At 70.7% G+C, this 25362-nt stretch carries 19 protein-coding genes; 12 read left to right on the top strand and 7 right to left on the bottom strand.

Translation table 11 applies throughout. From position 1 onward, the window contains the following. Positions 1-36 precede the first annotated feature (36 nt). A complete protein-coding gene (locus Ato02nite_RS49670; RefSeq protein WP_213013731.1) occupies positions 37-663 on the bottom strand; it encodes a hypothetical protein in 627 nt (208 codons plus the stop codon). A 77-nt stretch (positions 664-740) separates the two neighbouring features. On the opposite strand from Ato02nite_RS49670, the gene Ato02nite_RS49665 reads away from it, so the two are divergent. Genes Ato02nite_RS49665 through Ato02nite_RS49655 form a run of 3 tightly spaced genes read left to right on the top strand, consistent with a single transcriptional unit; the run spans position 741 to position 5099 of the window. Next, entirely contained in the window at positions 741-3371 is a 2631-nt protein-coding gene (locus tag Ato02nite_RS49665) for a valine--tRNA ligase (RefSeq protein ID WP_213013730.1), read from the top strand. 28 nt (positions 3372-3399) lie between these two features. After that, positions 3400-4725, top strand: a complete 1326-nt coding sequence (locus tag Ato02nite_RS49660; protein ID WP_213013729.1) for a bifunctional folylpolyglutamate synthase/dihydrofolate synthase — start codon at positions 3400-3402, stop codon at positions 4723-4725. Further along, positions 4722-5099, top strand: a complete 378-nt coding sequence (locus Ato02nite_RS49655; protein WP_213013728.1) for a DUF4233 domain-containing protein — start codon at positions 4722-4724, stop codon at positions 5097-5099. The genes Ato02nite_RS49660 and Ato02nite_RS49655 overlap by 4 nt, the downstream gene beginning before the upstream one ends. Here the strand turns inward: Ato02nite_RS49655 and Ato02nite_RS52400 are convergent. Continuing rightward, positions 5096-7690 (bottom strand): VOC family protein, encoded by a 2595-nt coding sequence (locus tag Ato02nite_RS52400; RefSeq protein ID WP_246608236.1) that lies wholly within the window; start codon positions 7688-7690, stop codon positions 5096-5098. The two genes, Ato02nite_RS49655 and Ato02nite_RS52400, sit on opposite strands and share 4 nt — an antisense overlap. A 149-nt stretch (positions 7691-7839) precedes the next feature. On the opposite strand from Ato02nite_RS52400, the gene ndk reads away from it, so the two are divergent. Continuing rightward, positions 7840-8256, top strand: a complete 417-nt coding sequence (ndk, locus tag Ato02nite_RS49645; protein ID WP_438873135.1) for a nucleoside-diphosphate kinase — start codon at positions 7840-7842, stop codon at positions 8254-8256. Between the two features lies 1 nt (position 8257). Here the strand turns inward: ndk and Ato02nite_RS49640 are convergent, their stop codons facing one another. From Ato02nite_RS49640 to Ato02nite_RS49625, 4 genes are read right to left on the bottom strand one after another with little or no spacing between them, the layout of a single operon-like run. Beyond that, on the bottom strand, positions 8258-9043 hold the full coding sequence (locus Ato02nite_RS49640) for an ABC transporter permease (protein ID WP_246608235.1): 786 nt from the start codon (positions 9041-9043) through the stop codon (positions 8258-8260). Beyond that, positions 9040-9810, bottom strand: coding sequence for an ABC transporter permease (locus Ato02nite_RS49635; protein WP_246608234.1), 771 nt, complete (start codon positions 9808-9810; stop codon positions 9040-9042). Before Ato02nite_RS49635 ends, Ato02nite_RS49640 begins: the two co-directional genes overlap by 4 nt. Next, a complete protein-coding gene (locus tag Ato02nite_RS49630) occupies positions 9807-10784 on the bottom strand; it encodes an ABC transporter ATP-binding protein (protein ID WP_246608233.1) in 978 nt (325 codons plus the stop codon). Before Ato02nite_RS49630 ends, Ato02nite_RS49635 begins: the two co-directional genes overlap by 4 nt. A gap of 29 nt (positions 10785-10813) precedes the next feature. Then, a complete protein-coding gene (locus tag Ato02nite_RS49625) occupies positions 10814-11824 on the bottom strand; it encodes an ArsR/SmtB family transcription factor (protein WP_213013727.1) in 1011 nt (336 codons plus the stop codon). 59 nt (positions 11825-11883) lie between these two features. On the opposite strand from Ato02nite_RS49625, the gene Ato02nite_RS49620 reads away from it, so the two are divergent. The 3 genes from Ato02nite_RS49620 to Ato02nite_RS49610 all read left to right on the top strand — a co-directional run bounded on the left by Ato02nite_RS49620 (position 11884) and on the right by Ato02nite_RS49610 (position 17616). Next, on the top strand, positions 11884-13428 hold the full coding sequence (locus Ato02nite_RS49620) for an alkaline phosphatase D family protein (protein WP_213013726.1): 1545 nt from the start codon (positions 11884-11886) through the stop codon (positions 13426-13428). 252 nt (positions 13429-13680) lie between these two features. Continuing rightward, on the top strand, positions 13681-16797 hold the full coding sequence (ileS, locus tag Ato02nite_RS49615) for an isoleucine--tRNA ligase (protein WP_213013725.1): 3117 nt from the start codon (positions 13681-13683) through the stop codon (positions 16795-16797). Positions 16798-16941: 144 nt separating this feature from the next. Continuing rightward, positions 16942-17616 carry a lysophospholipid acyltransferase family protein gene (locus Ato02nite_RS49610; protein WP_213013735.1) on the top strand — a complete coding sequence of 225 codons (675 nt, stop codon included), beginning with the start codon at positions 16942-16944 and terminating at the stop codon, positions 17614-17616. Here Ato02nite_RS49610 and Ato02nite_RS49605 read toward each other — a convergent pair. Then, complete coding sequence (locus Ato02nite_RS49605; RefSeq protein WP_213013724.1) at positions 17613-18767, bottom strand: hypothetical protein; 1155 nt, start codon at positions 18765-18767, stop codon at positions 17613-17615. The two genes, Ato02nite_RS49610 and Ato02nite_RS49605, sit on opposite strands and share 4 nt — an antisense overlap. A 49-nt stretch (positions 18768-18816) precedes the next feature. Here Ato02nite_RS49605 and Ato02nite_RS49600 point away from each other — a divergent pair, with 49 nt between their 5' ends. The 5 genes from Ato02nite_RS49600 (at position 18817) to Ato02nite_RS49580 (ending at position 25361) form a co-directional block, all read left to right on the top strand. Next, positions 18817-19722: an alpha/beta fold hydrolase gene (locus Ato02nite_RS49600; RefSeq protein WP_307854334.1), complete on the top strand. Its 906-nt coding sequence runs from the start codon at positions 18817-18819 to the stop codon at positions 19720-19722. A 22-nt stretch (positions 19723-19744) separates the two neighbouring features. Beyond that, positions 19745-22237 carry a SpoIIE family protein phosphatase gene (locus Ato02nite_RS49595; RefSeq protein WP_246608232.1) on the top strand — a complete coding sequence of 831 codons (2493 nt, stop codon included), beginning with the start codon at positions 19745-19747 and terminating at the stop codon, positions 22235-22237. Positions 22238-22255: 18 nt separating this feature from the next. Beyond that, positions 22256-22582: an STAS domain-containing protein gene (locus Ato02nite_RS49590; RefSeq protein ID WP_246608231.1), complete on the top strand. Its 327-nt coding sequence runs from the start codon at positions 22256-22258 to the stop codon at positions 22580-22582. A gap of 22 nt (positions 22583-22604) precedes the next feature. Then, complete coding sequence (locus Ato02nite_RS49585) at positions 22605-24548, top strand: TIGR03960 family B12-binding radical SAM protein (RefSeq protein ID WP_213013722.1); 1944 nt, start codon at positions 22605-22607, stop codon at positions 24546-24548. A gap of 90 nt (positions 24549-24638) precedes the next feature. Next, positions 24639-25361 (top strand): TIGR03936 family radical SAM-associated protein, encoded by a 723-nt coding sequence (locus tag Ato02nite_RS49580; protein WP_246608238.1) that lies wholly within the window; start codon positions 24639-24641, stop codon positions 25359-25361. The last annotated feature ends 1 nt before the right edge of the window (position 25362 follow it).

The following is a 25362-nucleotide window of genomic DNA, read 5'->3' as shown; positions in this document are numbered from 1 at the left end:
GGGTGGGCCTTTTTGCTGTGCCCGTTCAAAGCACGTTCAGCGGCTCTCCACCGCGGTGCGGATCTGCTGGAGCAGCGGGGCGGCTTCGGCGACCGTACGGTTCGGGAACATCGCCAGAGCCAGGCTGCCGTGATCGGCCCAGCCACAGACCGGCAGTTCGCCGGAGTCCGACTTCGTCGTTCCGCATTTCATCGTGCCGCCGAGATCGCCGGCCTCCACCTCGTGAATGCCGGTTACCGAGCCCTGGTTGTCGGAGATCAGGTTGAAGGCGGTGTCGAGATCGTCCTCGGGGGTCCAGAACAGCGTGGTGCCGCCGAAGAACAGGACGTTCTTGTTGGCGCCGCCGTCCTGGTAGACCGCGGCGACCGTCTTGTCGAGATCGACCTCGGCCGCGAGGGCCGTCTGCAGGTAGTCGGCGGTGGACTTGGCGTCCTCCGACTGGTCCAGGGTCAGCGCGCCGATCGTGTCGGGTGTGGTCAGCTTCGCGTCCTTCTGGGACGAGATCTGCCAGGCCGTCCAGCCCAGCACGCCGGCGCCGCCGACCGCCACGACCAGTAGGGAGGAAAGGACGATCATGCGGGCCTTCGACCTCGGGCGGGGAGCCTGCTCGGGCTGCTCCTCGGTGAGCTCGACGGGGCCGATGTCGATCGGGGCGTCGGACATTGCGCGAGCGTAGCAATCCACCCCCGGGGGAGGAGGTGCGAATTCGGGTTCGACGCGGCCGTCCGTAGACTTGTCGGGTGACCGATACGACCGAGACCCGCACCCCCGACAGCCGGCCCACCGGTGGCCTCTCCGCCCAGTACCAGCCGGGCGAGGTAGAGCAGCGGCGGTACGAGGCGTGGGTATCGGCGGGCTACTTCACGGCCGACCCGGCCAGCGACAAGCCGGCCTTCTCGATCGTCATCCCGCCGCCCAACGTGACCGGTTCGCTGCACGTCGGCCACGCCCTCGACCACACCATCCAGGACACCCTTTCCCGCCTTAAGCGGATGCAGGGCTACGAGGTGCTGTGGCTGCCCGGCATGGACCACGCCGGCATCGCCACGCAGAACGTCGTGGAGCGCCAGCTCGCCACCCAGCAGCTGTCCCGGCACGACCTGGGCCGGGAGAAGTTCGTCGAGAAGGTCTGGGAGTGGAAGGCGCAGTCCGGCGGTGCGATCCTCGGCCAGATGCGCCGGCTCGGCGACTCGGTGGACTGGTCGCGCGAGCGGTTCACGATGGACGAGGGCCTGTCGCGGGCCGTGCAGACCATCTTCAAGCGGCTGTACGACGATTCGCTCATCTACCGGGCCAACCGGATCATCAACTGGTGCCCGCGCTGCCTGACCGCGCTCAGCGACATCGAGGTGGAGCACACCGACGACGAGGGCGAGCTGGTCTCGATCCGGTACGGCGACGGTGCCGACGCGATCGTGGTCGCCACCACCCGGGCCGAGACGATGCTCGGTGACACCGCGGTGGCCGTGCACCCCGACGACGAGCGTTACAAGCACCTGGTCGGCACCGAGGTGGAGCTGCCGCTGACCGGGCGTCGCATCCCGATCGTGGCCGACGAGCACGTGGACCCGTCGTTCGGGACGGGTGCGGTCAAGGTGACGCCGGCGCACGACCCCAACGACTTCGAGATCGGGCAGCGGCACAACCTGCCCAGCATCACGATCATGGACGAGCGTGCGGTGGTCACCGTGCCCGGGCCGTTCGAGGGCCTGGACCGTTACGAGGCTCGGCCGGCGGTCGTCGCGGCGCTGCGTGAGGACGGGCGGATCGTCGCCGAGAAGCGGCCCTACGTGCACTCGGTCGGGCACTGCTCGCGCTGCAAGACGACCGTGGAGCCGCGGCTGTCGCTGCAGTGGTTCGTGAACACGGCGCCACTTGCCAAAAAAGCCGGTGACGCGGTGCGCGACGGGCGGGTCACGATCGAGCCGGCCGAGTTGTCCAAGCGCTACTTCGCCTGGGTCGACAACATGCACGACTGGTGCATCTCGCGTCAGCTGTGGTGGGGTCACCGCATCCCGGTGTGGTACGGCCCGGACGGCGAGGTGGTGTGCGTCGGACCGGACGAGCAGCCGCCCACCGGCGACGGCTGGCACCAGGACGAAGACGTGCTCGACACTTGGTTTTCTTCTGCTCTTTGGCCTTTCTCGACGATGGGCTGGCCGGAGAAGACGGCGGAACTCGACAAGTTCTATCCGACCAGCGTTCTGGTCACCGGTTACGACATCCTGTTCTTCTGGGTCGCCCGGATGATGATGTTCGGCCTGTACGCGATGGACGACGTGCAGCCGTTCGACGTGGTCAACCTGCACGGCATGGTCCGCGACGGGCACGGCAAGAAGATGTCGAAGTCGTTCGGCAACGTCGTCGACCCGCTCGACTGGATCGAGCGGTACGGCGCCGACGCCACCCGGTTCACCCTGGCGCGTGGTGCCAACCCGGGCTCCGACGTGCCGATCAGCGAGGAGTGGTGCCAGGGCTCCCGCAATTTCTGCAACAAGCTGTGGAACGCGACCCGGTTCGCGCTGATGAACGGCGCGACGGTCGACGGGTCGCTGCCCGACACGTCGGAATTGTCAGCCATCGACAGGTGGATCCTGTCCCGGCTGCAGCACGTCGTGGCCGAGGTGGACGAACAGTTCGCCACCTATGAGTACGCCAAGGTCTGCGACACCCTCTACCACTTCGCGTGGGACGACGTCTGCGACTGGTACCTGGAGCTGAGCAAGCCGGTGCTGGCCGAGGGCAGCGCGACGACCCGGCGGGTCCTGGGCCACGTGCTCGACCAGCTGCTGCGCCTGCTGCACCCGGTCATCCCGTTCGTCACCGAGGAGCTGTGGATCGCGCTCACCGGCGGCGAGACGGTCGTCCGGGCCGCGTGGCCGTCCGCCGACCAGGCGCTGATCAACGACGGTGCCGAGGAGGAGCTGGCCGCTCTCCAGAAGGTGGTCACCGAGGTTCGCCGGTTCCGCTCCGACCAGGGCCTCAAGCCCACCCAGCGGGTGACCGCCGCGCTGACCGGTCTCGGCAACGTCGGCATCGACGCGCACGAGCCGCTGATCCGGTCACTGGCCCGGCTCGACCGGCCGGACGACAGCTTCACGGCCACCGCGACCCTGGCGATCACCGGCGCCATCACCGTCGACCTGGACACCCGGGGCACGATCGACGTGGCCGCCGAGCGGGCCCGCCTGGAGAAGGACAGGGCCGCCGCCGAGAAGGAAGCGGCCCAGTGCCGGGCCAAGCTCGGCAACGATTCCTTCGTCGGGAAGGCCCCGGAACAGGTGGTCGCGAAGATCAAGGACCGCCTGGCCACGGCCGAGGCGGATCTCACGCGAATTGCGGCCGCGCTTTCCGCGTTGCCTACGGCATGAGGCTTGCCTACCGCCTGAGGAGGGCAGCATGAGCGAGTACGACGAGGTGGTGGCCGCGCTGGACAAGCGCGGCTTCACCCGCATGGTTTTCGACATGCGCAAGATCCGGGACCTGATGGACGTCCTGGGCAGCCCGCAGCGGGCGTACCCGGCGATCCACCTGACCGGCACCAACGGCAAGACCAGCACGGCCCGGATGATCGACGCACTGCTGCGGGCCCACGGCCTGCACACCGGCCGGTACACCAGCCCGCACCTGGAGACGGTCCGCGAACGGATCGCCCTGGACGGCGAGCCGATCTCCGAGGAGCGGCTGGTGGCCACCTACGAAGAGGTCGCGCCGCTCGCCGAGCTGATCGACGCGCGCAACACCGAACCGCTGACCTACTTCGACATGACGACCGCGATGGCGTACTCGGCCTTCGCCGACGCGCCGGTGGACATCGCCGTGGTCGAGGTGGGCCTGGGCGGCGAGGAGGACGCCACCAACGTGATCGAGGCCGGGGTCTGCGTGATGACCCCGATCGGGCTCGACCACACCGAGTGGCTGGGCGACACCATCGAGGACATCGCCTGGGCCAAGGCCGGCATCATCCACAAGGGCGCCACCGTGATCAGCGCCCTGCAGACCGAGGAGGCGGCGCGGCCGATCCTCGAGCGCTGCGCCGAGATGGGGGCGACCCTGGCCCGCGAGGGCAACGAGTTCGGTGTCGTCGAGCGCAACCAGGCGGTCGGCGGCCAGGTGCTCACCCTGCAGGGCCTCGGCGGGATCTACGACGAGATCTTCCTGCCGCTGTTCGGGGCACACCAGGCGCAGAACGCGGCGCTGGCGCTCGCCGCCGTCGAGGCGTTCCTCGGCGCCGGTAGGGGCAAGCAGCTCGAGATTGATCTGGTCCGGGAGGGTTTCGCCCAGGTCGACTCGCCGGGCCGGCTGGAACGGGTGCGCAGCGCGCCGACGATCCTGCTGGACGGCGCGCACAACCCGCACGGCATGGCGGCCACGGCCAGCGCGCTGGAGGAGGAGTTCTCCTTCCGGCACCTGGTGGCGGTGGTGGCGGTGCTCGGTGACAAGGACGTGTCCGGTCTGCTCGACCTGCTCGAGCCGGTGGCCGCCCGGATCGTGGTGACGCAGAACAGCTCGCCCCGTTCGATGCCGGTCGACGAGCTCGCCCAGGTGGCGATCGAGATCTTCGGCGAGGACCGGGTGACGGTGGCGCAGAACATGCCGGACGCGATCGAGGAGGCCGTGGTGATCGCCGAGGAGGACACCTCCGGCGAGCTCAGCGGCGTCGGTGTGCTGATCACCGGCTCGGTCGTGACGGTCGCGGACGCCCGGAAACTGCTGAAGCGATGACCGAGCCGGCGCCCAAGGAGAACGGCGCGGCCACGCCGCGCTCCGGCCTGAAGAACCCCCAGGCAGCCGTACGCGGTCTGGGCGCCGGCACGCTTGTCCTCGAGGCGATCGTGCTGCTCCTGGCCATCCAGCCGATCCGGATCATGGGCGGGCACCTGAGCGGCTGGGGCGTCGGCGCGGTGGTCGGGCTGGCCGTCCTGGCCGCCCTGCTGGCCGGGATGATGAAGCGCCGGTGGGCCTGGGCGGCCGGAACCGTGCTGCAGGTGCTGCTCATCGCGTGCGGCCTGCTGCACTGGTCCCTGGCCGTGCTCGGCCTCATCTTCGGGGCCGCCTGGGCGTACGCCGGTTATGTCAGGAAGACCATCCTCGGCTAGCGGGTGGCCCGCCACTGGGTGATCGCAATGTTGTGGTCGTCCGGGTCGCGGAAGGTGGCCGACCATAGTTCGAGCCGGTCGCCCCGGTTGACCGGCTGGGGCGGGTGCACGAAGGTCACGCCCTTGGCGGTCAGCTCGGCGTACACCGCTTCGACGTCGCCCACCTCGAGGTTCAGGTAGATCAGCCGGCCGGCCTCGGCGGACAGACCGCTCACCGTGCGCAGGACGAGCCGGGTGTCGCCGGAGGCGAGCACGGCGCTGCCGTCCCCGCTGTCGATCTCGTAGAAGCCGAGTGTGTCCCGGTAGAACGCGATCGACCGGGCCAGGTCGGTGACCAGCACCGTGATGCCCACCCCGTAGATGGCGCCGGCCGGGCCGGGCCGCGCGCTCGGGTAGGCGGTGATCAGGTCGTCCGCGTGCTCGTCGGGCTGCGGCGTGACCGGCGGCGGCTCCGACCAGGGCCCGGCCTCCGGAGTGTCCCGGCGGCCGGCCGCCGCGGCGGTGCCCAAAGCCGAGGCGGCCGCTGCCGAAGCGGGCGCTGTCGAAGCGGGTGCTGTCGAAGCGGGCGCCGCAGAAGCGGCCGCTGGCGATGGATCCGTTGCCGCGGTGGGGGCCGAGGACGCGGGCGAAGCGGGGGCTGGTGAAGTGGGCGACGGCGGCGGGGTGTTCTCGTCGTGGTCGGTGTGGCCGACCTTCTTGACGGCCGCGAACGCCGCAGCGGCCGCGGCGCCCACCGCGGCGGCCGCACCGGCGATGACGCCGCCCTTGCCGTCGTGGTGCCGGGCTGCGCCGGCGGCCGCGGAGGACTCCGCGTCGTGGGCGGCATTGGTCATGAACTGCGTGGTCGGCCGGTCGCTGGAGTCGACCACATCGTCGGACGGCGCGGAGAACGCCGCCCTCTCGGCCGGCGCTGCGCCCGCCGGACCGGACCGCTCGTCGAATGCCGGGCCGGGCGGCGCTGCATTCGTCGGACCTGGCCGTTCGTCGAATGCCGGGCCGGGCGGCGCTGCATTCGTCGGACCTGGCCGTTCGGCGAACACCGGGCCGGGCCGCTCGCCGAACGTCGGGCCGGGCGGTGTTGCGGCCGGCGGACCAGACCGCTCCTCGGACGCCGGGTCGGGCGGCGCGGTGCCTGTCGGCGTGGGCCGCTCCTCGAACGGTGGGCCGGGCTGCGCCGTGGTCGCTGGGCCGGGCCGGTTCTCGACGGGAGGCGCGATCAGGCCCGCGTCCATGGCTGCGGCGGCGGCCGGGTCGGTTCGCTCCGGGGCCGGCTCCGGGTCGCCGTCGATGGGCAGCTCGCTGTGCACTCGGGGCGGCTCGGGGTCGTCGTCGAGGGGTAGGTCGATCGGGTCCCAGCCGGCCTGTGGCGTGGTGGCCGGGAGTGGGGTGGACGGCTCGGGCGCTACGGGGGGTGGCTGCACCGGTTCCGGGGCGGTCGGGAAGTCGTTCGCCGGGGACGGCGTCGCGGTTGTCGCGGCGGCGGTCGGCTCGCGGCGCCGCTGTGGCTCGGGGGTCGGCTCCGGGTCGTCCAGCGACAGGTCCACCGGGGGATCGGGCGGGAGGTCCTCGGGTGGCGCGGGGCGGTCCTCCGGCGGCGCGGTCCGCTGCGACGGGGCGCCGGACGCGGCGAACTCCTGGGCGGCGGCCGGTGTTGTGGTGGTCGCCGTGGTGGTGTGGGCGGTTTCCGGTTCGGCGGTGGCGGTGGCGGTGCCACCCCGGCGGTGCGGGCTCGGCCGGGCGCCCGCGGGCCGGCTCGCGGCGGCACCGGCAGCGGCACCGGCGGCGGCTCCGGCAGCGGCCGCACCGGGGCCCGGTCCGCTGGGGGCCGGTCCGCTGGGGCCTGGTGCGCTGGGGGCCGGTCCGCTGGGGGCCGAGGCGCCCGGTGCTCGGCGGGGCAGTGGCTGCGCGGTCTCGTCGTGGTCGACCAGCTCGCCCTCGAGGATCGTGCCCTCGGGGGTGTGGTGCACGACGACCGTCTCGGGGCCGGCCGACGCGGGCGGGGGCGGCGGCGGCTCGTCGTCCGGGTCCCACTGGCGGTCCCGGGTCGTCCACGGCGGGGGTTCCGGGTCGTCCAGCAGGTCGGTGCCGTCGTCGCCGACGATGTCGTCGTCGTAGACGGTGGGGGGCGGGGGTGGCGGGTCCTCGCCGCGCTCGTGCGGGGTCGCCTCGTCCCAGTTGATGCGGACCCGGCGCATGTCGTCGACGTCGACGGTGATCGGGAGGGTGTCGCCGATCATCGGCCACTTCACCACCGGCACGCGCGGCTCACGGATGACCACCTCGGAGGTGGGCAGTCCGGGCGCGACCACCACGGCCTGGATCTCGGCGCGCCCGTAGACGGCCGACGACGTGGGCGGCGGCGAGATCGCGCGGACCTCGGCGGTGCCGGTGACCCAGGCGCGGGCACCGCGCCGCACGACATTGACCATGCCCAGTGCGATCGAGAGGGCGAGCACGGCCAGGCCGAACACCACCACCCCCCAGCTGGACATGCCGAGGCCGAGCGCCACGACGAAGACGGCGATGGTGCCCATGACGGCCGCCACCAGCTTGCGCGCCGGTGCGATAGGACGGCCGGTCTGGTTTGCCAATGTGGACCTCCCGCTGTTCCCGTCAGGTTATTGCCCGGCCCCGTCCGAGCGAAAGTGCGGTAGTCCCGGCGTTGCCGCCTACCGCAAACCTGGTACCGATAGGCTGAACTCCGCGCGTGTTGCCGCACAGCTAGTTCTGGAGGATCTTCGTGACCAGCCCCATCGAGCGTTCCCTCGTGCTCGTCAAGCCCGACGCGGTGCGTCGTGGCCTGCTCGGCGAGATCATCTCGCGTTTCGAGCGCAAGGGTCTGGCGATCGAGGCGATCGAGCTGCGGACGATGGATGCGAGCCTCGCCGACCAGCACTACGCCGACCACGTGGACAAGGCGTTCTACCCGCCGCTCAAGGAGTTCATGACCAGCGGCCCGCTGGCGGCGCTGGTGCTCAGCGGCGACCAGGTGATCGAGGTGGTCCGCGCGATGATCGGCTCGACCGACGGCCGTAAGGCGGCGGCCGGCACGATCCGCGGCGACTTCTCCCTGTCCAATCGGGAAAACCTGGTGCACGCCTCCGACTCGCCGGAGAGCGCGGCCCGCGAGCTGGCGCTCTGGTTCCCCAAGCTCTGAGCTACAGCGTCTCCAGGCTCGCCGTGCGGCGCGACTCAAGTTCGAAGATCTTGAGAAGCGCCGCGGCGAGCACGGCGTAACCGAGGCCGATCAGGGCCTCCCGGGCCACCTCCGGCCCGGCCTCGGCCAGGCTCGCCCCGCCGGCGAACCGGCGGGCCGCCTCGGCGGCATGGGTGATCGGGAGGTAGTTTCCGATCGCCACCATCCAGCCGGGCAGCCCGGCGCTGGGTACGTTCACGCCGGTGAGCAGCATCAGCAGGGCCACCGCGACGTTCGAGATCACCCAGACGTCCCGGAAGCGCAGACCGAGCGCGCCCAGCGTGAGACCGAAGAAGCTGCAGGCGAGTGAGCCGGTCGCCATCGCCAGCACCAGGCCGGGCAGCGCCGGCAGCGGGATCCGCAGACCCAGCAGCAGGGCGCTGACGCTGAGCGTGAACGCCGCGATGAGCAGGCCGTTCCCGGCGTACGGCAGGGCCCGCCCGAGGAAAACCACGGTGCGGCTGCGCGGGGACAGCAGCACGTGGCCGAGCGTGCCGTACCGGCGCTCGTTGCCGACCGCCAGCGTGCCGCCGAAGACGCCGGCCAAGGTGGCGGTGAGCACCGCGTTGCCGACGAGGTAGAAGCGGTCGTCGGCGACCTGCAGCTGGCGGCCCAGGTAGGCGAAGAAGAGCAGCTGGAACAGCGGACCGACCAGGAGGGTGCCGATGAAGATGCTCGGCCTGGTCCAGTTGAACAGGGCACGGTAGGCGATCACGCCGCCCACGGTCATCAGGCGCAGCGTTTTCACGCGAGGGCCAGGGTCGCGGCGGCGCGGGCGCGGCGTTCCACGTACGTCATGGCGAAGCCTCCCAGGGTGAGGCAGACGAGGCTGATGGCGAGGCAGATGCCGGCCGAGGGCCACACCGGCCCGCCGGTGGTGGCCTCGCGCAGAGCGCGAGCGCCCCAGGTGGTCGGGAGCACCGCGGCGATCGGGCCGGTCCAGGCCGGCAGCACGGTGATCGGTACGAGCATCCCGGAGACCAGCCAGATCGGGTATTCGAGCGCGTTGGTCAGCGCGTTGGCGTTGCGCATCAGCACGAACGTCGAGGCCAGCAGCAGGCCGAACATGCCGAGCGCGACCACGCAGACCACGGCGGCCGCCACGAAGGCGGCCGGGTGCGCGAAGTCGAGGCGGATGCCGTAGAGCAGCCGGCCCCAGGCCAGCGTGGCGAGCAGCGAGTAGGCGCCGGTCAGTCCGGTGGCCACGGTGATCGGCAGGATCACCAGGACCGGCCGGCGGGGCGCCAGCATGATCATTTCGAGAGTGCCCTGCCATCGCTGGTTCTGGATGGCGCCGCCCGAGCCGAACAGGACCGAGGACCAGACCCCCATCAGGCCGGCGCCGACCGCCGCCTCGATCAGGCGGTGCTGTTCACCGCCGGACCGGAACAGGTAGACCGCCAGGGTGGCCTGCACGATCGGGACGACCATGGCGATCGCCACCTCGAACGGCGACCGGCTGATCTGCTTGACGTGCATCAGGGTGCCGAGCAGCAGCATGCGCAGGGTCCTCATGCGGCGTTGACGATCGCGACGTACGCGTCCTCGAGGGTGGGTTCGCGGCTGGAGACCCGGCCGAGCCGGACGCCGGCCAGCTCGCGCAGGATCTCGCCCTGCACGTCCACGTGCGCGTCGGACTGGACGGTCAGCAGCTGCAGCGCGCCGCGCTCCTCGACCGCGGTCTCCCGCACCCCGGGCAGGCCGCGCAGCGCGGACACGGCGGTGTCCGGCACGCCGTACGCCTCCACCTCGACCACCCGGCGGCCGTCCGCCCGGTGGCGCAGCTCGGCCGGGCTGCCCAGCGCCTGGATCTGCCCGTCGGCGATCACCGCGATGCGGTCGCACAGCTCGTCGGCCTCGACCATGTAGTGCGTGGTGAGCAGCACGGTGGTGCCGGTCGCGGCCAGCTCGGCGACCGTGCGGCGCAGTTCGCGGGCGGCCACCGGGTCGACTCCGATGGACGGTTCGTCGAGGAACAGGACGTCCGGCGAGTGCAGCAGGCCGCGGGCGATGTGCAGCCGTTGCCGCATGCCGCGCGAGTAGCCCTCGACCCGCTCGCGTTCCCGGCCGGCCAGCCCGACCAGGTCGAGCAGTTCGGCGATGCGCCGCTTCCGGTCGCGCGGGGACACACCGTACAGCTCGGCGAAGTACCGCAGGTTGTCGAGGGCGGACAGCCGCTCGTACAGACCGCGGTCGCCGCCGAAGACGTAACCGATCCGGCGGCGTACCTCCCTGGTCTGCCGGACCACGTCGTGGCCGCACACCCGTGCCGTGCCGGAGGTCGGCAGGAGCAGGGTGTTCAGCATCTTGATGGTGGTGGTCTTGCCGGCGCCGTTCGGCCCGAGCAGGCCGAACAGCTCACCACGCCGGACGGTGAAGGACACGCCCCGGACGGCGTCCACCTCGGTCCGGCGTGGCCGCAGCCAGCCGGACCGTCCCCGATAGGTGCGGCGCAACTGATCCGCTTCGATGGCGTAGTCGCTGTCCATGAGCCGGAACGCTAGGGGAGCCGGGTTGGTCAGGAAACGAATTCGGCTCCGGCCGAATCTCCGCCGAGCAGGTTGACCAGCGCGATCCCGGCCGGCTCGAGGCCGTACAGAACGCGGCGCCCGGCCCGGCGGCGGTGCACGACCCCGGCGGCCTGCAGGCCGGCCAGGTGTTCGGACACCGTGCTGGGCGCCAGGCCGAGCGCGGTGGCCAGGCCGGTCGTGGACGCCGGCACGGTCAGCGCGCGCAGCACGGCGGCCCGGCCCCGGCCGACCAGGATGGCCAGCCGGTCGTCGGCGTGCGGCGCGGGGGCCGCGGCGAGCAGGGCGGAGCCGCGCGACTGGTACGTCACCATGACCACATCGGGATGATCGGACGAGCAGTGCAGCGCGCCGCGCGAGAAGATCAGCGGCACCAGCAGCAGGCGCTGGTCGACCGCCTCGAAGGAATGCTCGAGCGGCTTGACCAGGGTGAGCACCGGCGGGTCCCAGCGGATCCGCTCGTGCAGCCGGGCGAGCAAGGCGTCCGGACCGTCGGCGGCCAGCGCCCGGGCCCGCAGCAGCACCTCCTCGTCCAGCGCGGCCCGCATGGCCGGCCAGTGCGGCGCGATCGCCGCGTCCCAGTACGCGGCGATCCCGTCGGCGAGCCGATTCAGCGCCGCCGCGCGGTCGTCGCGGAACGGCCGTAGCAGCTCCGGCAGCGCACCGGACGGGTAGTACTCGGCCAGCTGCTCCTCGATGATCTCGGCGGGCGTCGCACGGAACCATTCGAGTTGTTCGCCGATGGTCGAGGTGGGTGTCTCGGGGATCGGATCGAGGAAGTCCGGGAAGCTCGTCGGCAGTTCCAGATAGAGCGAAACCGGCGCGGTCGCGGGGACGGTCCGCAGGATCTCCCGGGCCCGCAGGGCCCACGTGTCGTACGGCCAGGGCGCTCCGGCCGGGTGGCGGCGCAGCAGGAACAGGCTGCACACGACCTCGGCGAACGGGCTGATCGCGATCCGGGTGCGAGCCAGCGTCGGTTCATCGAGCTCGATGCGGATCACGGGGTGAAGTTTAGGGAACGGCCACTCGGCGGCCACGTCCGATCGATAGGCATCTGGGTATGACCTCGATCTCGCGACGCAATCTGCTCCGTGCCGGCGTAGGAGCCGGGGCCGCCGGCCTGGTCGGCAGCGCCCTGTTCGAAGCGCCCGCGTTCTCCTCGGCCGGTGTCCGCCCGCTGCTGACGCACGGCGTGCAGAGCGGCGACGCCACCGCCGACTCGGCCATCGTGTGGAGCCGGGCCGACCGCCCGGCGCGGCTCTGGGTGCAGGTGAGCCGCCGTCCCGACCTGCGCGGCGGCCGCCTGCTGCGCGGCCCGGTCGTCACGCCGGCCACCGACTTCACCGGCAAGCTGCGGCTGCACAACCTGCCGGCCGATTCCAAGATCTATTACCGGGTGCGGGCCGAGAGCCTGGACCGGCCCGGCCTCTACGGCTCCTCGCTGGACGGCTCGCTGTCGACGGCCCCGACGAAAAGGCGGGACGTCCGGTTCGTCTGGACCGGTGACGTGGTCGGCCAGGGCTGGGGCATCGATCCGGCGTACGGCGGCTTGAAGCTCTTCGAATCTATGCGCCGGCGCCGTCCGGACTTCCTGTTGCACTCGGGCGACACCGTCTACGCCGACGGGCCGCTGACCGAGACCGTGACGCTGCCGGACGGGCGGATCTGGCGCAATGTGCTGACCGAGGAGAAGCTGAAGGTCGCTGAGACGCTCACCGAGTACCGCGGGCAGTACGCCTACAACCTGCTGGACGATTCGTACAAGCGGTTCTCGGCCGAGGTTGCCCAGATCAATCAGTGGGACGACCACGAGGTGCTGAACAACTGGTACCCGGGGGAGATCCTGGACGACGCTCGGTACACCGAGAAGCGGGTGGACGTGCTCGCCGCCCGGGCTCACCAGGCCTATCACGAGTGGGTGCCGATCCCGTCGCGGAGCGGCCCGGTCTACCGGAAGATCTCGCACGGGCCGCTGGTCGACCTGTTCATCCTCGACATGCGGACCGTCAAGGACATCAACGACGGCAACACGTACGCCGACCCGAAGCGCGGTCTGCTCGGCCGGGAGCAGCGTGAGTGGCTGATCCGGGCCCTGCGGGAGTCGACGGCCACCTGGAAGATCATCGCCAATGACCTGCCGCTCGGCCTGGTCGTGCCGGACGGCCCCACCGCGCAGGAGGGTGTCGCACAGGGCGACAACGGCGCGCCGCTCGGCCGGGAGCTGGAATTCGCCCAGGTGCTGCGGGACGCGCACCGGCACCACGTGACCGGCATCGTCCTTCTCACCGCCGACGTGCACTACACCGCGGCCCAGCACTACGACCCGGCCCGGGCGGCGGTGCAGGACTTCACGCCGTTCTGGGAGTTCGTCTCCGGCCCGGCGCACGCGGGGGCGTTCGGCCCGAATGCCCTGGACGGCACGTTCGGCCCGAAAACCGCGTTCGTGCACGCCCCGCCGGTCGCCAACACCTCGCCGGCCGACGGCTACCAGCACTTCGGCGAGGTCGAGATCGACGGGCACTCCGGCGACCTGACCGTGTACCTGCGCGACCGTGACGGCGTCTCGCTGTGGTCGACGAAGCTGACGGCACCCCGCCGGAGGTAATCCGGATGAAGGAATCCCGGGATGGCCGGTATCGTTGTCCTGACGCAGGCGACGAACCGGCCATCACCGGGGAGCCTCCGGAAGAAAAGGCGCAAGCCTGAGTAGAACCGGGCGGGACCGGACCGCGCAGAGAAATCCGGCGAAGAGCGGATGGGGTCGAGACCCCGTCAAGCGAGGTGGTACCGCGGGCGTCGGAAGAGACGCTCGTCCTCGCAGTCGCATCTGTTGACTGCATCGAGGAGAACCGCCGACATGGCCTATCCCAAGCACACCGACGCCTCGGGCGTACCGGCCAGCCCGGACCTGCCCGCGGTCGAGCGCGCGGTGCTCGACCACTGGGCGGCCGACCACACGTTCGAGGCGTCCGTCGCCCGCAACCCGGCCGGCGACAACGGCAGCAACGAGTACGTCTTCTACGACGGACCGCCGTTCGCCAACGGCCTGCCGCACTACGGACACCTCTTCACCGGCTACGTGAAGGACCTGGTGCCGCGCTATCAGACGATGCGCGGCAAGCACGTGGAGCGCCGCTTCGGCTGGGACACGCACGGCATGCCCGCCGAGATCGAGGCGGAGAAGCAGCTCGGCATCACCACCAAGGCGCAGATCGTCGACCTGGGCATCGACAAGTTCAACGAGGCCTGCCGCACGTCCGTGCTCGCCTACACCAAGGACTGGGAGGGGTACGTCACCCGTCAGGCCCGGTGGGTGGACTTCGAGAACGACTACAAGACCCTCGACCCCAGTTACATGGAGTCGGTCATGTGGGCGTTCAAGACGCTGTCCGACAAGGGCCTGGTGTACGAAGGCTTCCGGGTGCTGGCGTACTGCTTCCGGTGCGAGACGCCGCTGTCGAACACCGAGACCCGGATGGACGACGTCTACCGGGACCGCACCGACCCGGCCGTGACCGTGCTGTTCCAGTTGGAGACGGGTGAGAAGGTCGCGGTCTGGACCACCACGCCGTGGACGCTGCCGTCGAACCTCGCGCTGGCCGTCGGGCCGGACATCGAGTACGCCGTGCTGGAGAAGGACGGCGAGAAGCTGATCATGGGTGCGTCGCGCGTCACGGCGTACGCAAAAGAGCTTGAAGGTTTTGCAAAGGTCGGCTCGGTGATGGGTCGTGACCTGGCCGGGCGGCGGTACACACCGCTGTTCGACTTCCTCGTCGAGCAGGGCGGGCCGAACGCCTTCCAGGTCCTCGCGGCCGATTACGTGAGCGACGAGGACGGCACCGGGGTCGTGCACCAGGCACCGGCCTTCGGCGAGGACGACCAGAACGTCTGCAACGCGGCCGGCATCCCGACGGTGGTGGCCGTGGACGACCACGCCCGGTTCACCGCGCTGGTGCCGCCGTATCAGGGCGTGCAGGTCTTCGACGCGAACAAGCCGATCGTTGCTTCGCTGCGCGAAAAGGGCGTGCTGGTCAAGCACGAGGGCTACACGCACTCCTACCCGCACTGCTGGCGCTGCGACACCCCGCTGATCTACAAGGCGGTGTCGTCGTGGTTCGTCGCCGTGACGAAGTTCCGGGACCGGATGGTCGAGCTCAACCAGGAGATCACCTGGACGCCGGCGCACATCAAGGAGGGCTCGTTCGGCAAGTGGCTGGCGAACGCCCGGGACTGGTCGATCTCCCGGAACCGGTTCTGGGGCTCGCCGATCCCGGTGTGGAAGTCGGACGACCCGAACTACCCGCGGGTCGACGTCTACGGCTCCTTCGAGGAGCTGGAGCGCGACTTCGGCGTCAAGGTCACCGACCTGCACCGGCCGTTCGTGGACGAGCTGACCCGCCCGAACCCGGACGACCCGACCGGCAGGTCGACGATGCGGCGCGTGCCGGAGGTGCTGGACTGCTGGTTCGAGTCCGGTTCGATGCCGTTCGCCCAGGTGCACTACCCGTTCGAGAACAAGGACTGGTTCGAGCACCACTACCCGGGCGACTTCATCGTCGAGTACATCGGGCAGACCCGCGGCTGGTTCTACACCATGCACGTGCTGGCCACGGCGCTGTTCGACCGCCCCGCGTTCCGCAGCTGCCTCAGCCACGGCATCCTGCTCGGCGAGGACGGCCGGAAGATGTCGAAGTCGCTGCGCAACTACCCGGATGTCTACCGGGTCTTCGACAGCTACGGCTCGGACGCGATGCGCTGGATGCTGATGTCGTCGCCGGTGCTGCGGGGTGGGGACATGCCGGTCACCGAGACCGCGATCCGCGACTCGGTGCGCCAGGTGCTGCTTCCGCTCTGGAATGTCTGGTACTTCTTCAGCCTCTACGCCAACGCCTCCGGCTATGACGCGAAATTCCGGACAAATTCCAAACACCTGCTTGACCGGTACGTGCTGGCAAAGACCGGTGAGCTGATCGCGGACGTGCAGCGCCAGATGGATGAATACGACATCTCCGGCGCGGCGGCCTCGGTGCGGTCCTACCTGGACGCCCTGACCAACTGGTATGTGCGTCGCTCGCGGGACCGCTTCTGGGCCGGTGACGAGGATGCCTTCGACACCCTCGCGACCGTGCTCGAGACGCTGTGCCGGGTCGTGGCGCCGCTGGCCCCGCTGACCGTGGAGGAGATCTGGCGTGGCCTGACCGGTTCCCGGTCGGTGCACCTGACGGACTGGCCGTCGGCGGCCGACTTCCCGGCCGACCACGACCTGGTCGCCTCGATGGACGCCATCCGGGACGTCGCCTCGGCGGCGCTGTCGCTGCGCAAGGCCCGGGCCCTGCGAGTGCGGCTGCCGCTGGCCAAACTGACCGTGGCCAGCGGGGACGCCCGAGGCCTGGAAACCCTCGGCGACCTGCTCAAGGACGAGGTCAACGTCAAGGACGTGGTCTTCACCGACGACGTGGCCGCGTACTGCGAGCAGGTCCTCACGGTCGTGCCGCGGGCCCTCGGCCCGCGTCTCGGCAAGCAGGTCCAGCAGGTCATCCAGGCGGTGAAGAAAGGCGACTGGCAGCTGGTCGACGGCGCGCCGGTCGCGGCCGGCGTGGCCCTGCAGGACGGCGAGTACGAACTGAAGCTGGTCGCCGCCGACGTGGCGAACTCGGCACCGCTGCCGGCCGGGGCCGGCGTGGTCGTGCTCGACACCGTGGTGACGCCGGAACTGCTGGCCGAGGGCCTGGCCCGGGACGTGATCCGGGTGGTCCAGCAGGCCCGCCGGGAGGCCGACCTGGACGTCTCGGATCGGATCGCGCTCACCGTGTCGGCCGCCGACGCGGTCCGGGCGGCGGTCGAGACGCACCGCGACTTCGTGGCCGGGGAGACCCTGGCGACGTCGGTCGCGTTCGTGCCGGCCGGTGCCGACGGGTTCGCCGGCGAGGTCGGGGACGGCGAACAGGTCACGGTTTCGGTCGCGCGGGTGTGAATCTGTTAACCCGGCTCGGGCATTTGCCGCCTTCGCGGTGATTGTCCGAGCCGGGCGGCAAGCTCGGCGGGGACTTCCGGGGTGGCGTCCGATAACCTCAGCGTGCCACCCCCACGCACCACCCCGCACCGGAGGATCCCCAAGTTGCCGCTGCTCTACTCCATCGGCAAAGTCACCGTCGGCAACATTCTGTCGCTCGGCTGGCGTCCGCGCGTCGAGGGCCTCGAGTTCGTACCCCGCACCGGTGGCGCGATCTTCGCGGGCAACCACCTCTCGGTCGCCGACGAGCTGTTCCTCGGCGCGGTCGTGCCCCGGCACCTGGCCTTCTGGGCCAAGGCTGAATACTTCGACGGCACCGGCCTCGGTGGCTGGTTCACCCGCAACCTGCTCAACGGCCTCGGCGCGATCCGGGTCCAGCGGGCCGGCGGCCGGGACGCGCTGGCCGCGTTCGACGGCGCCATCCCGGTGCTCAAGGCGGGCGACTGCGTGGTCGTCTACCCCGAGGGCACCCGCTCGCCCGACGGCAAGCTCTACCGCGGCCGCACCGGCGTGGCCCGGCTCGCCGTCGCGGCCGGCGTCCCGATCATCCCGGTCGGCATGCTCGGCACCGACAAGGTGCAGCCGATCGGCCAGCCGTACCCGATGCCGTTCCGCGGCAAGATCACGGTGAAGTTCGGCAAGCCGATCGACACCACCGGCCGGGCCGACGACCGCACCTCGCTGCGGGCGCTGACCGACGAGGTGATGGGCGAGATCCAGCGGCTGACCGGCCAGGAGTACGTCCCGCGGTACGCCCCGGCCAAGCCGGCCGCCTCCTAACCCGGGGTCAGCACCGCGCTGCGCAGGCTGCTGACCAGCTCGGCGCTGTCGGCGATCGAGCGGCGGGTCAGCAGCACGGTGGCCAGGCTGCCGTGGTCGGCCCACGCGCACACCACCACCGACGTGCCGTCCACCCGGCCGGTGCCGCAGCTCTCGTGCGCGCCGGTCTCGCCCAGGTCGAACGACTGCACCTGGGACAGGTGCAGCTGATCGGTCAGGTTGTCCAGCTGCGCCTGCACGTCCGACTTCGGGGTGAACCGCCAGCCGGTCACGCCGAAGACCGTGACCCGCTTGCCGCGGCTGTCGCCGTAGACACCGGCGAACGGGGTGCCGTCCGTCGCGTTCGCCCGGAGCTGCTCGGCGAGCCGGTCGGCGGCGCGCTTGCTGGCGTTGTCGTCGCGCAGCTCCAGGTCGGAGACGGCGTTCGGCAGCTTGGCGGTCACCGGATATTGCCGCGCCGCCGGGAACTGGAAATAGGCGAACGGCAGGCCGCAGCAGCAGAGCACGCCGAGCACGGTGAGCAGGGCCAGCCGGCGTCCCCAGCGGCGCTTGCGGCGCGGCGGGGGCAGCGGTCGCTGCGGCGGGCGCGCCGCCCACGGCGGGGTGGGCGGAAGGGCCGGCGTCGCCGGCCGGCTCTGCACCGGCAGGCGGTTCACCGGCGGGCGGGCGGCCTGGGCCTGCGCGGCGCGGGCGGCGGCGGCCTGAGCGGCGGCCAGGGCCGCCTGGTCGGCCCGCTCGCGGGCCTTGCGCTCGCGGCGGCCGAGTTTCGGCGGCGCGGGCGGTCGCGGCGCCTGCGCCGCCGGCGCCGCCGCGGGCGCGGGCGCCGGCGGGGGAGCGGCGGTCGGCGGCGGCTCGATGCGGGTCGACGGCAGGACCACCGCCGGGTCCGGCTTGGTCGGATCGGTCTCGGCGATTTCCGGTACGGCGGGGAAAGGGTCCCAGGGTGTGTCCTGGCCGGCCCACGGATCGACGGCCGGGATGGCGGCCCGCTCGTCCGGCTCCGGCCGCTTGCGAGCCCACCGCGACTTCTTCGGGATGGGCGGCGGCACGACCGCCGATCCGCTCCATCGTGCCGGGGCGTCCACCGTCGACGGCTCCGCACCGCTCTCGATGCGGGTCGGGTCAGTTTCGCCCGGCCGGTTGTCGCCCATCGGTCGATCTCCTTCGCTGCCGGTGCACCGGCCTTCGAAGCCAGGTTAGATGCGCTGCGCCAGCAATCAGGAACAGTGTGTTTCCGGATTCCCGGCGCGATTGCCGGACAACCGGGGCGATGTGCGGGACGGGCTGGAGCCGTATGGTTACCGAGACATGAGAACGACACAGAGAAACGCCGTCACTTTGACCGGGAATGACCTCGGTCAGCCGATGGTGTTCGCTCATGGGTATGGCTGCGACCAGAACATGTGGCGCCTCGTCGCTCCGGCCTTCGCGGACACGTATCGGCTTGTCCTGTTCGACCACGTAGGCAACGGCAAGTCCGACCTATCGGCCTACGACGATCAACGTCACTCCACCCTCGACGGTTACGCCGACGACATTCTCGAGATCCTGCACGAGAACGATCTGTGGGACGTGGTCTTCGTCGGCCACTCGGTGAGCGCGATGATGGGCGTGATCGCCGCGATCAAGGAGCCGGAGCGCTTCGCCAAGCTGGTTCTCATCGGGCCGTCGCCGCGCTACATCAACGAGCCGGGCGACGACTACGTCGGTGGCTTCAACCACTCGGACATCGATTCCCTGCTCGAGTCGCTGGACAGCAACTACCTCGGCTGGTCCAGTCAGATGGCCCCGGTCATCATGGGCAACCCCGAGCGGCCCGAGCTCGGCGACGAGCTGACCAACAGCTTCTGCCGTACGGATCCGGAGATCGCCAAGAAGTTCGCGCGCGTTGCCTTCCTTTCCGACAATCGCGACGATCTGCTGAAACTCCGTACTCCGTCCTTGATCCTGCAATGCACGGATGATGTGATCGCACCGACCTTCGTCGGCGACTACGTCCACAAACACACCGCGGGCAGCACGATGGTGTATATGAATGCGACCGGGCACTGTCCCAACCTCAGCGCCCCGGAAGAAACGATCGACGCGATCAAGTCCTGGCTGTAGAACACGGAACGTAGAGCGGAACGTGAGTGATTCTGGTGGGCCGGACGTGACCCAGGAGTTGCGGCTGCCCTGGGACGATGACCCGGATGACCTGTACGAGCACGCGCCGTGCGGGTATCTGACCACGCTCCCGGACGGCACCATCGTGAAGGTCAACCAGACGTTCCTGGTCTGGACCGGGTACACCCGGGCCGAGCTGGTGGGGCACCGCCGCTTCCGGGACCTGCTCGGCTCCGGCGGGCAGATCTACCACGAGACCCACTACGCCCCGCTGCTGCGCATGCAGGACGAGGTGCACGAGATGGCCTTCGAGGTGGTCTGCGCGGACAACACCACGCTGCCCACCCTGGTCAACTCGGTGCTGGCCCGCGGGCCGGCCAAGGAGCCGCGGGCGATCCGCACCACGATCTTCAACGCCACCGAGCGGCGCAGCTACGAGAACGAGCTGCTGCACGCCCGGCGCCGCGCGGAAGACTCCGAACGTCGCGTCCAGGTGCTCCAGGAGATCGTGGCCAACCTGGCGGCGGCACCCACCGAGGCCGAGGTCGCCGAGGCGGTGGTGCGTGCGCCCGAGCCGGCCTTCGGCGCCGCGAGCAGCAGCATCTATCTGGTCGATCCCGAACGCGACCTGATCATCGCGGTCTCCTCGACCGATCCGACCACCGGCAACTGGGACGACATGCCGCGGTCCTCGCCGCGCGCGGTGGCCCGGGTGGCCGAGCGCGGCGACCTGCACGTGGTCGGCTCGGTCGCCGAGGCCCGGAAACACTTCCCCGACCTGGTCGACAACATGCTCAAGTCGGGCCGCAACACGGTGGTGCTGCTGCCGCTGACCACCGGCGGATCCGACGACCGGGCCGGCCCCGAGACCCTCGGCGTGCTGGCGTTCAGCTTCACCGGCGAGCGCAAGCTCGGCGACAACGAGCTGCGGGTGGTGCGGCTGCTCGGTCAGCAGGCCGGCCAGGCGCTCGACCGCGCCCGGCTGTACGACGACGCCCGCCGTCGCGAGGAGCGGACCGCCTTTCTCGGCGAGACCACCCGTACGCTCGACGAGCTGCACCGCCTGCTGCCCCGGGCCCGCCGGCTGGTCGACCGGGTGGTGCCGGAGATCGCCGACTGGGCGCTGCTGCAGTTGTCGATCGGCAACGGCATCCGCGAGGAGTCCGGTGGCCCGGTCCCCGACGCCGCCCTGCTGGAGTCGGCCGAGCAGCGAGCGACCATGGCGAGCGTGCCGATCTTCCCGGAGCCGGGTGACCCGCTCGGGTGTGTGGTGCTGCCGCTGACCGCCCGCGGCCGGGTGCTCGGCACGCTGTCGATGCGGATGGCACCGGACCGCCGGGGTGCCGCGGCCGAGCGCTCCTTCCTGATCGATCTGGCCGACCGGGCCGGCATGGCGCTGGAGAACGCCCGGCTCTACGAGCAGGAGCGGGAGACCGCCCGCACGCTGCAGCGCAGCCTGCTCGCGGCCGACCTGCCGAGGGGCGACGCCCGGTTCGCGGTGGAGACCCACTACCAGGCCGCCGGGCAGGACCTGGAGGTCGGCGGCGACTGGTTCGACGCCTTCATGATCAATAAGGATCGGCTGGCCATCGCGGTCGGCGACGTGGTCGGCCGGGGCATCGACGCGGCCACCACGATGGGCCAGCTGCGCAGCGCGATCCGGGCGCTGGCCGGCGACGAGGTCGGCCCGGCCCGGCTGCTGGAGGGGCTGGACCGGTTCGTCGACCGGGTCGAGACGGCCCGGATGGCGACGGTGGCGTACGCGGAGGTCGACCTGGTCACCGGCGAGCTCGTGTACTCCTGCGCCGGGCACCTCCCGCCGCTGCTGCAGTCGCCGGTCGGCCTCCCGGAGTTCCTGCTGCAGGCGCGCTCCGCGCCGCTCGGCTCCCGGGCGGGTGACATCCGGCGCACCGAGCAGCGGCTGCCGCTGCCGGCCGGCAGTCGCCTCCTGCTCTACACCGACGGGCTGATCGAGCGGCGCACCCGGCCGATCGACAAGGGCTTCGAGTTGCTGGCCCGCGAGTTCGGCCGGCGGCGGGACGCGCCGCTGCCCGGACTGACCACCGCGCTGGCCGACCTGCTGGTGGGCCGCGATCACGCGGACGACGTCTGCCTGCTCTGCCTGTCGCTGGGCAACGAGGAGCGGATCGAGCGCTCCCTCGGCGCCGACCGGATGCAGATCGCCCAGTTACGGTCCGAGCTGCGTGCCTGGCTGGTCGCCCACGGGGTCGAGGCGGAATGCCGGGACGCGGTGCTGCTGGCCTGCTCGGAGGCGGTGGCCAACGCGATCGAGCACGGTTACCGGGACGACCCGTTCGGCATGATCGACGTGGTGGCCACGGTGACCGCCGAGGCGGTCGAGGTGCGGGTCACCGACCGGGGGACCTGGCGCGGCGCGGTGACCGACGTGGCGCGCGGCCGCGGGCTGCAGCTGATTCGCGAGTCGATGGACCAGGTGCTCTTCGACCGGACCGACGGCACCACCGTCATCATGCGCCGCAGCCGGGAGGACTGACCCTTGACCGACCAGTGGGTGTCTTTTTCCAGGTTCGGCGACGCGGAGCTGGTCAGCCTGACCGGCGAGATCGACCTGGCCAACGCCGGCGAGATCGGGAAGGCGATCGTCGGCCGGATCACCGAGGCCGGCAAGGTGCTGATCGACCTCACCACGGTCTCGTTCCTGGACAGCGCCGGGGTGCGGCTGCTCGACGCGCTGGTCGGTGACCTGCTGGTGCACGGCACCCGGACCCGTCTGGTGGTGGGGGAACGCGGCGCGGCCCGGATGACCCTGCAGCTCTGTGCCTTTCGCGAAGATGTGCTGACCACGGACTTGGAGCGGGCGGCGGCCGAACTGAAATAGGGCCCAAGTACCCTGGACTTCCATGAGTGCTCGCTCGGTCTTCCCACAGCTCGAACAGCTGCTCCCCCGGATCAGCAAACCAATCCAGTACGTGGGTGGCGAGCTGGGCGCCGTCGTCAAGGATTGGGACGCCACCACCGTCCGCTGGGCGCTGATGTACCCGGACGCCTACGAGGTCGGCCTGCCCAACCAGGGTGTCCAAATCCTCTACGAGGTGCTCAACGAGCAGCCGGATGTGCTCGCCGAGCGGACCTACGCCGTCTGGCCCGATCTCGAGGCCCTGATGCGTGAGCACGGCGTGCCCCAGTTCACCGTCGACGCACACCGCCCGGTGCGCGACTTCGACGTTCTCGGCATCTCGTTCTCCACCGAGCTCGGCTACACCAACATGTTCAGCGCGCTGGACCTGGCCGGCATCCCGCTGGAGAGCAAGGACCGCACGATCGACGACCCGATCGTGCTGGCCGGCGGCCACGCGAGCTTCAACCCGGAGCCGATCGCCGACTTCATCGACGCCGCCGTGCTCGGCGACGGTGAGGAAGCCGTCCTCGAGATCACCGGCATCATCCGGGAGTGGAAGGCCGAGGGCCGCCCCGGCGGGCGCGACGAGCTGCTGCTGCGCCTGGCTCGCACCGAGAGCATCTACGTGCCGCGTTTCTACGACGTCGACTACCTGCCCGACGGCCGGATCCAGCGGATCGTGCCGAACCGCCCGGACGTGCCGTTCCGGGTCTCCAAGCGCACGACGATGGATCTCGACGCCTGGCCGTACCCGAAGAAGCCGCTGGTCCCGCTGGCCGAGACGGTCCACGAGCGGTACGCGGTGGAGATCTTCCGGGGCTGCACCCGGGGTTGCCGGTTCTGCCAGGCCGGCATGATCACTCGCCCGGTGCGGGAGCGGTCGATCACCACGGTGGGCCAGATGGTGCGGGAGGGTCTGGAGTTCTCCGGCTTCTCCGAGGTCGGCCTGCTGTCGCTCTCCTCGGCCGACCACTCCGAGATCGGCGACATGTGCTCCGGCCTCGCCGAGCAGTACGCGGGCACCAACGTCTCGCTGTCCCTGCCGTCGACCCGGGTGGACGCGTTCAACATCGACCTGGCCCAGGAGCTGTCGAAGAACGGGCGCCGGACCGGCCTCACCTTCGCGCCCGAGGGTGGCTCCGAGCGCATCCGCAAGGTCATCAACAAGATGGTGACCGAGGAGGACCTGATCCGGACGGTCGTCACGGCGTACTCGAACGGCTGGCGGCAGGTGAAGCTCTACTTCATGTGCGGCCTGCCCACCGAGACCGATGACGACGTGGCGCAGATCGGCCGGATGGCGCACGAGGTGATCAAGGCCGGTCGCATCGCGGCCGGCACCAAGGACATCCGCTGCACGGTGTCGATCGGCGGGTTCGTGCCCAAGCCGCACACCCCGTTCCAGTGGGCGCCGATGGTGCGGCCCGAGGTGATCGACGCCCGGCTCAAGATGCTCAAGGACGTCATCAACAGCGACCGGTCGCTGGGCCGGGCGATCGGCTACCGCTACCACGACGGCGAACCGTCGCTGATCGAGGGCCTGCTTTCCCGGGGCGATCGTCGCGTCGGGGCAGTGATCCGGCGTGTCTGGGAAAAAGGCGGACGTTTCGACGGGTGGAGCGAGCACTTCTCGTACGCCCGCTGGGTCGAGGCGGCCGCCGAGACGCTGCCGCAGTTCGGCGTCGACATCGACTGGTTTACCACCCGCGAACGTGAGCAGGCCGAGGTTCTCCCCTGGGACCACCTCGACTCCGGCCTCGACAAGGACTGGCTCTGGCAGGACTGGCAGGACTCGCTCAGCGAGTACGAGCAGGACGACTGCCGCTGGACCCCGTGCTTCGACTGCGGCGTCTGCCCGTCGATGGACACCGAGATCCAGATCGGGCCCACCGGTAAGAAGCTGCTTCCCCTGACCCCGGTCAACAACCTGCGGGTCCCGGCCTAGGAGAAGGACATTCCCCCCAAGAATCAGCCGGTGGGCGGCCAGGCGCCGGTCGTCCAGCGCATCCGCCTCCGGTACGCCAAGCGCGGGCCCCTGCGCTTCACGTCGCACCGCGACTTCGCCCGCGCCTTCGAGCGGGCGCTGCGCCGGGCCGGCGCGCCGATCGCGTTCTCCCAGGGCTTCACCCCACACCCCAAGATCTCGTACGCGAGTGCGGCGCCCACCGGCGTCGGGAGCGAGGCGGAGTACCTGGAGATCGGCCTGCAGGCCGAGGTCGACCCGGAGCAGCTGCGGCTGGCCCTGGACGCCGCCCTGTCGCCCGGCCTCGACGTCCTGGAGGCGGTCGTGGCCGGCGAGGGCAGCCTCGCCGACCGGATCGACGCCTCGCGGTGGCGGCTGGAACTGCCGACGGTCGATCCGGCGGTGGCCGCCGCCGCGGTCAAAAGCTTCCTCGACGCCGAGGAAGTACTGGTTGAGCGCATGACCAAGCAGGGCCGGCGGTCCTTCGACGCCCGTGTCGCGGTGACCCACATCTCTGTGACGGATCAGTCTTTAGGCAGGTCAGGGGCGGTGGCGGGGCGGTTGGACGGGGAGTCCGACCTACCTTCCGGGGCGGACGGCGCACCGTGTGCGATAATCGACCTTGTCGTACGACAGGTAACGCCCGCCGTGCGACCCGATGACGTCCTTTCCGGCCTGCGTGTAGTAGCTGGCCTGGAGCCGCCGGTGCCCCCCAGGGTGACCCGGCTGGCCCAGGGCACGCTCACCGCTCAGGGGGAGATCGTCGATCCGTTGGACGCGGATCGCGAGGATTGAT

Source organism: Paractinoplanes toevensis, from assembly GCF_018332695.1.
GTDB classification, from domain to species: domain Bacteria; phylum Actinomycetota; class Actinomycetes; order Mycobacteriales; family Micromonosporaceae; genus Actinoplanes; species Actinoplanes toevensis.
The sequence above is the reverse complement of the archived record's forward strand: the minus strand, read 5'-3'. Positions and strand labels throughout refer to the sequence as shown.

What these genes read in the sequence shown, in the direction of transcription:
- Ato02nite_RS49670 (WP_213013731.1), bottom strand. Translation starts at nt 663, where the DNA reads ATGTCCGACGCCCCGATCGACATCGGCCCCGTCGAGCTCACCGAGGAG.
- Ato02nite_RS49660 (WP_213013729.1), top strand. Translation starts at nt 3,400, where the DNA reads ATGAGCGAGTACGACGAGGTGGTGGCCGCGCTGGACAAGCGCGGCTTC.
- Ato02nite_RS49655 (WP_213013728.1), top strand. Translation starts at nt 4,722, where the DNA reads ATGACCGAGCCGGCGCCCAAGGAGAACGGCGCGGCCACGCCGCGCTCC.
- Ato02nite_RS49635 (WP_246608234.1), bottom strand. Translation starts at nt 9,810, where the DNA reads ATGAGGACCCTGCGCATGCTGCTGCTCGGCACCCTGATGCACGTCAAG.
- Ato02nite_RS49630 (WP_246608233.1), bottom strand. Translation starts at nt 10,784, where the DNA reads ATGGACAGCGACTACGCCATCGAAGCGGATCAGTTGCGCCGCACCTAT.
- Ato02nite_RS49620 (WP_213013726.1), top strand. Translation starts at nt 11,884, where the DNA reads ATGACCTCGATCTCGCGACGCAATCTGCTCCGTGCCGGCGTAGGAGCC.
- ileS (WP_213013725.1), top strand. Translation starts at nt 13,681, where the DNA reads ATGGCCTATCCCAAGCACACCGACGCCTCGGGCGTACCGGCCAGCCCG.
- Ato02nite_RS49605 (WP_213013724.1), bottom strand. Translation starts at nt 18,767, where the DNA reads ATGGGCGACAACCGGCCGGGCGAAACTGACCCGACCCGCATCGAGAGC.
- Ato02nite_RS49600 (WP_307854334.1), top strand. Translation starts at nt 18,817, where the DNA reads ATGCGCTGCGCCAGCAATCAGGAACAGTGTGTTTCCGGATTCCCGGCG.
- Ato02nite_RS49585 (WP_213013722.1), top strand. Translation starts at nt 22,605, where the DNA reads ATGAGTGCTCGCTCGGTCTTCCCACAGCTCGAACAGCTGCTCCCCCGG.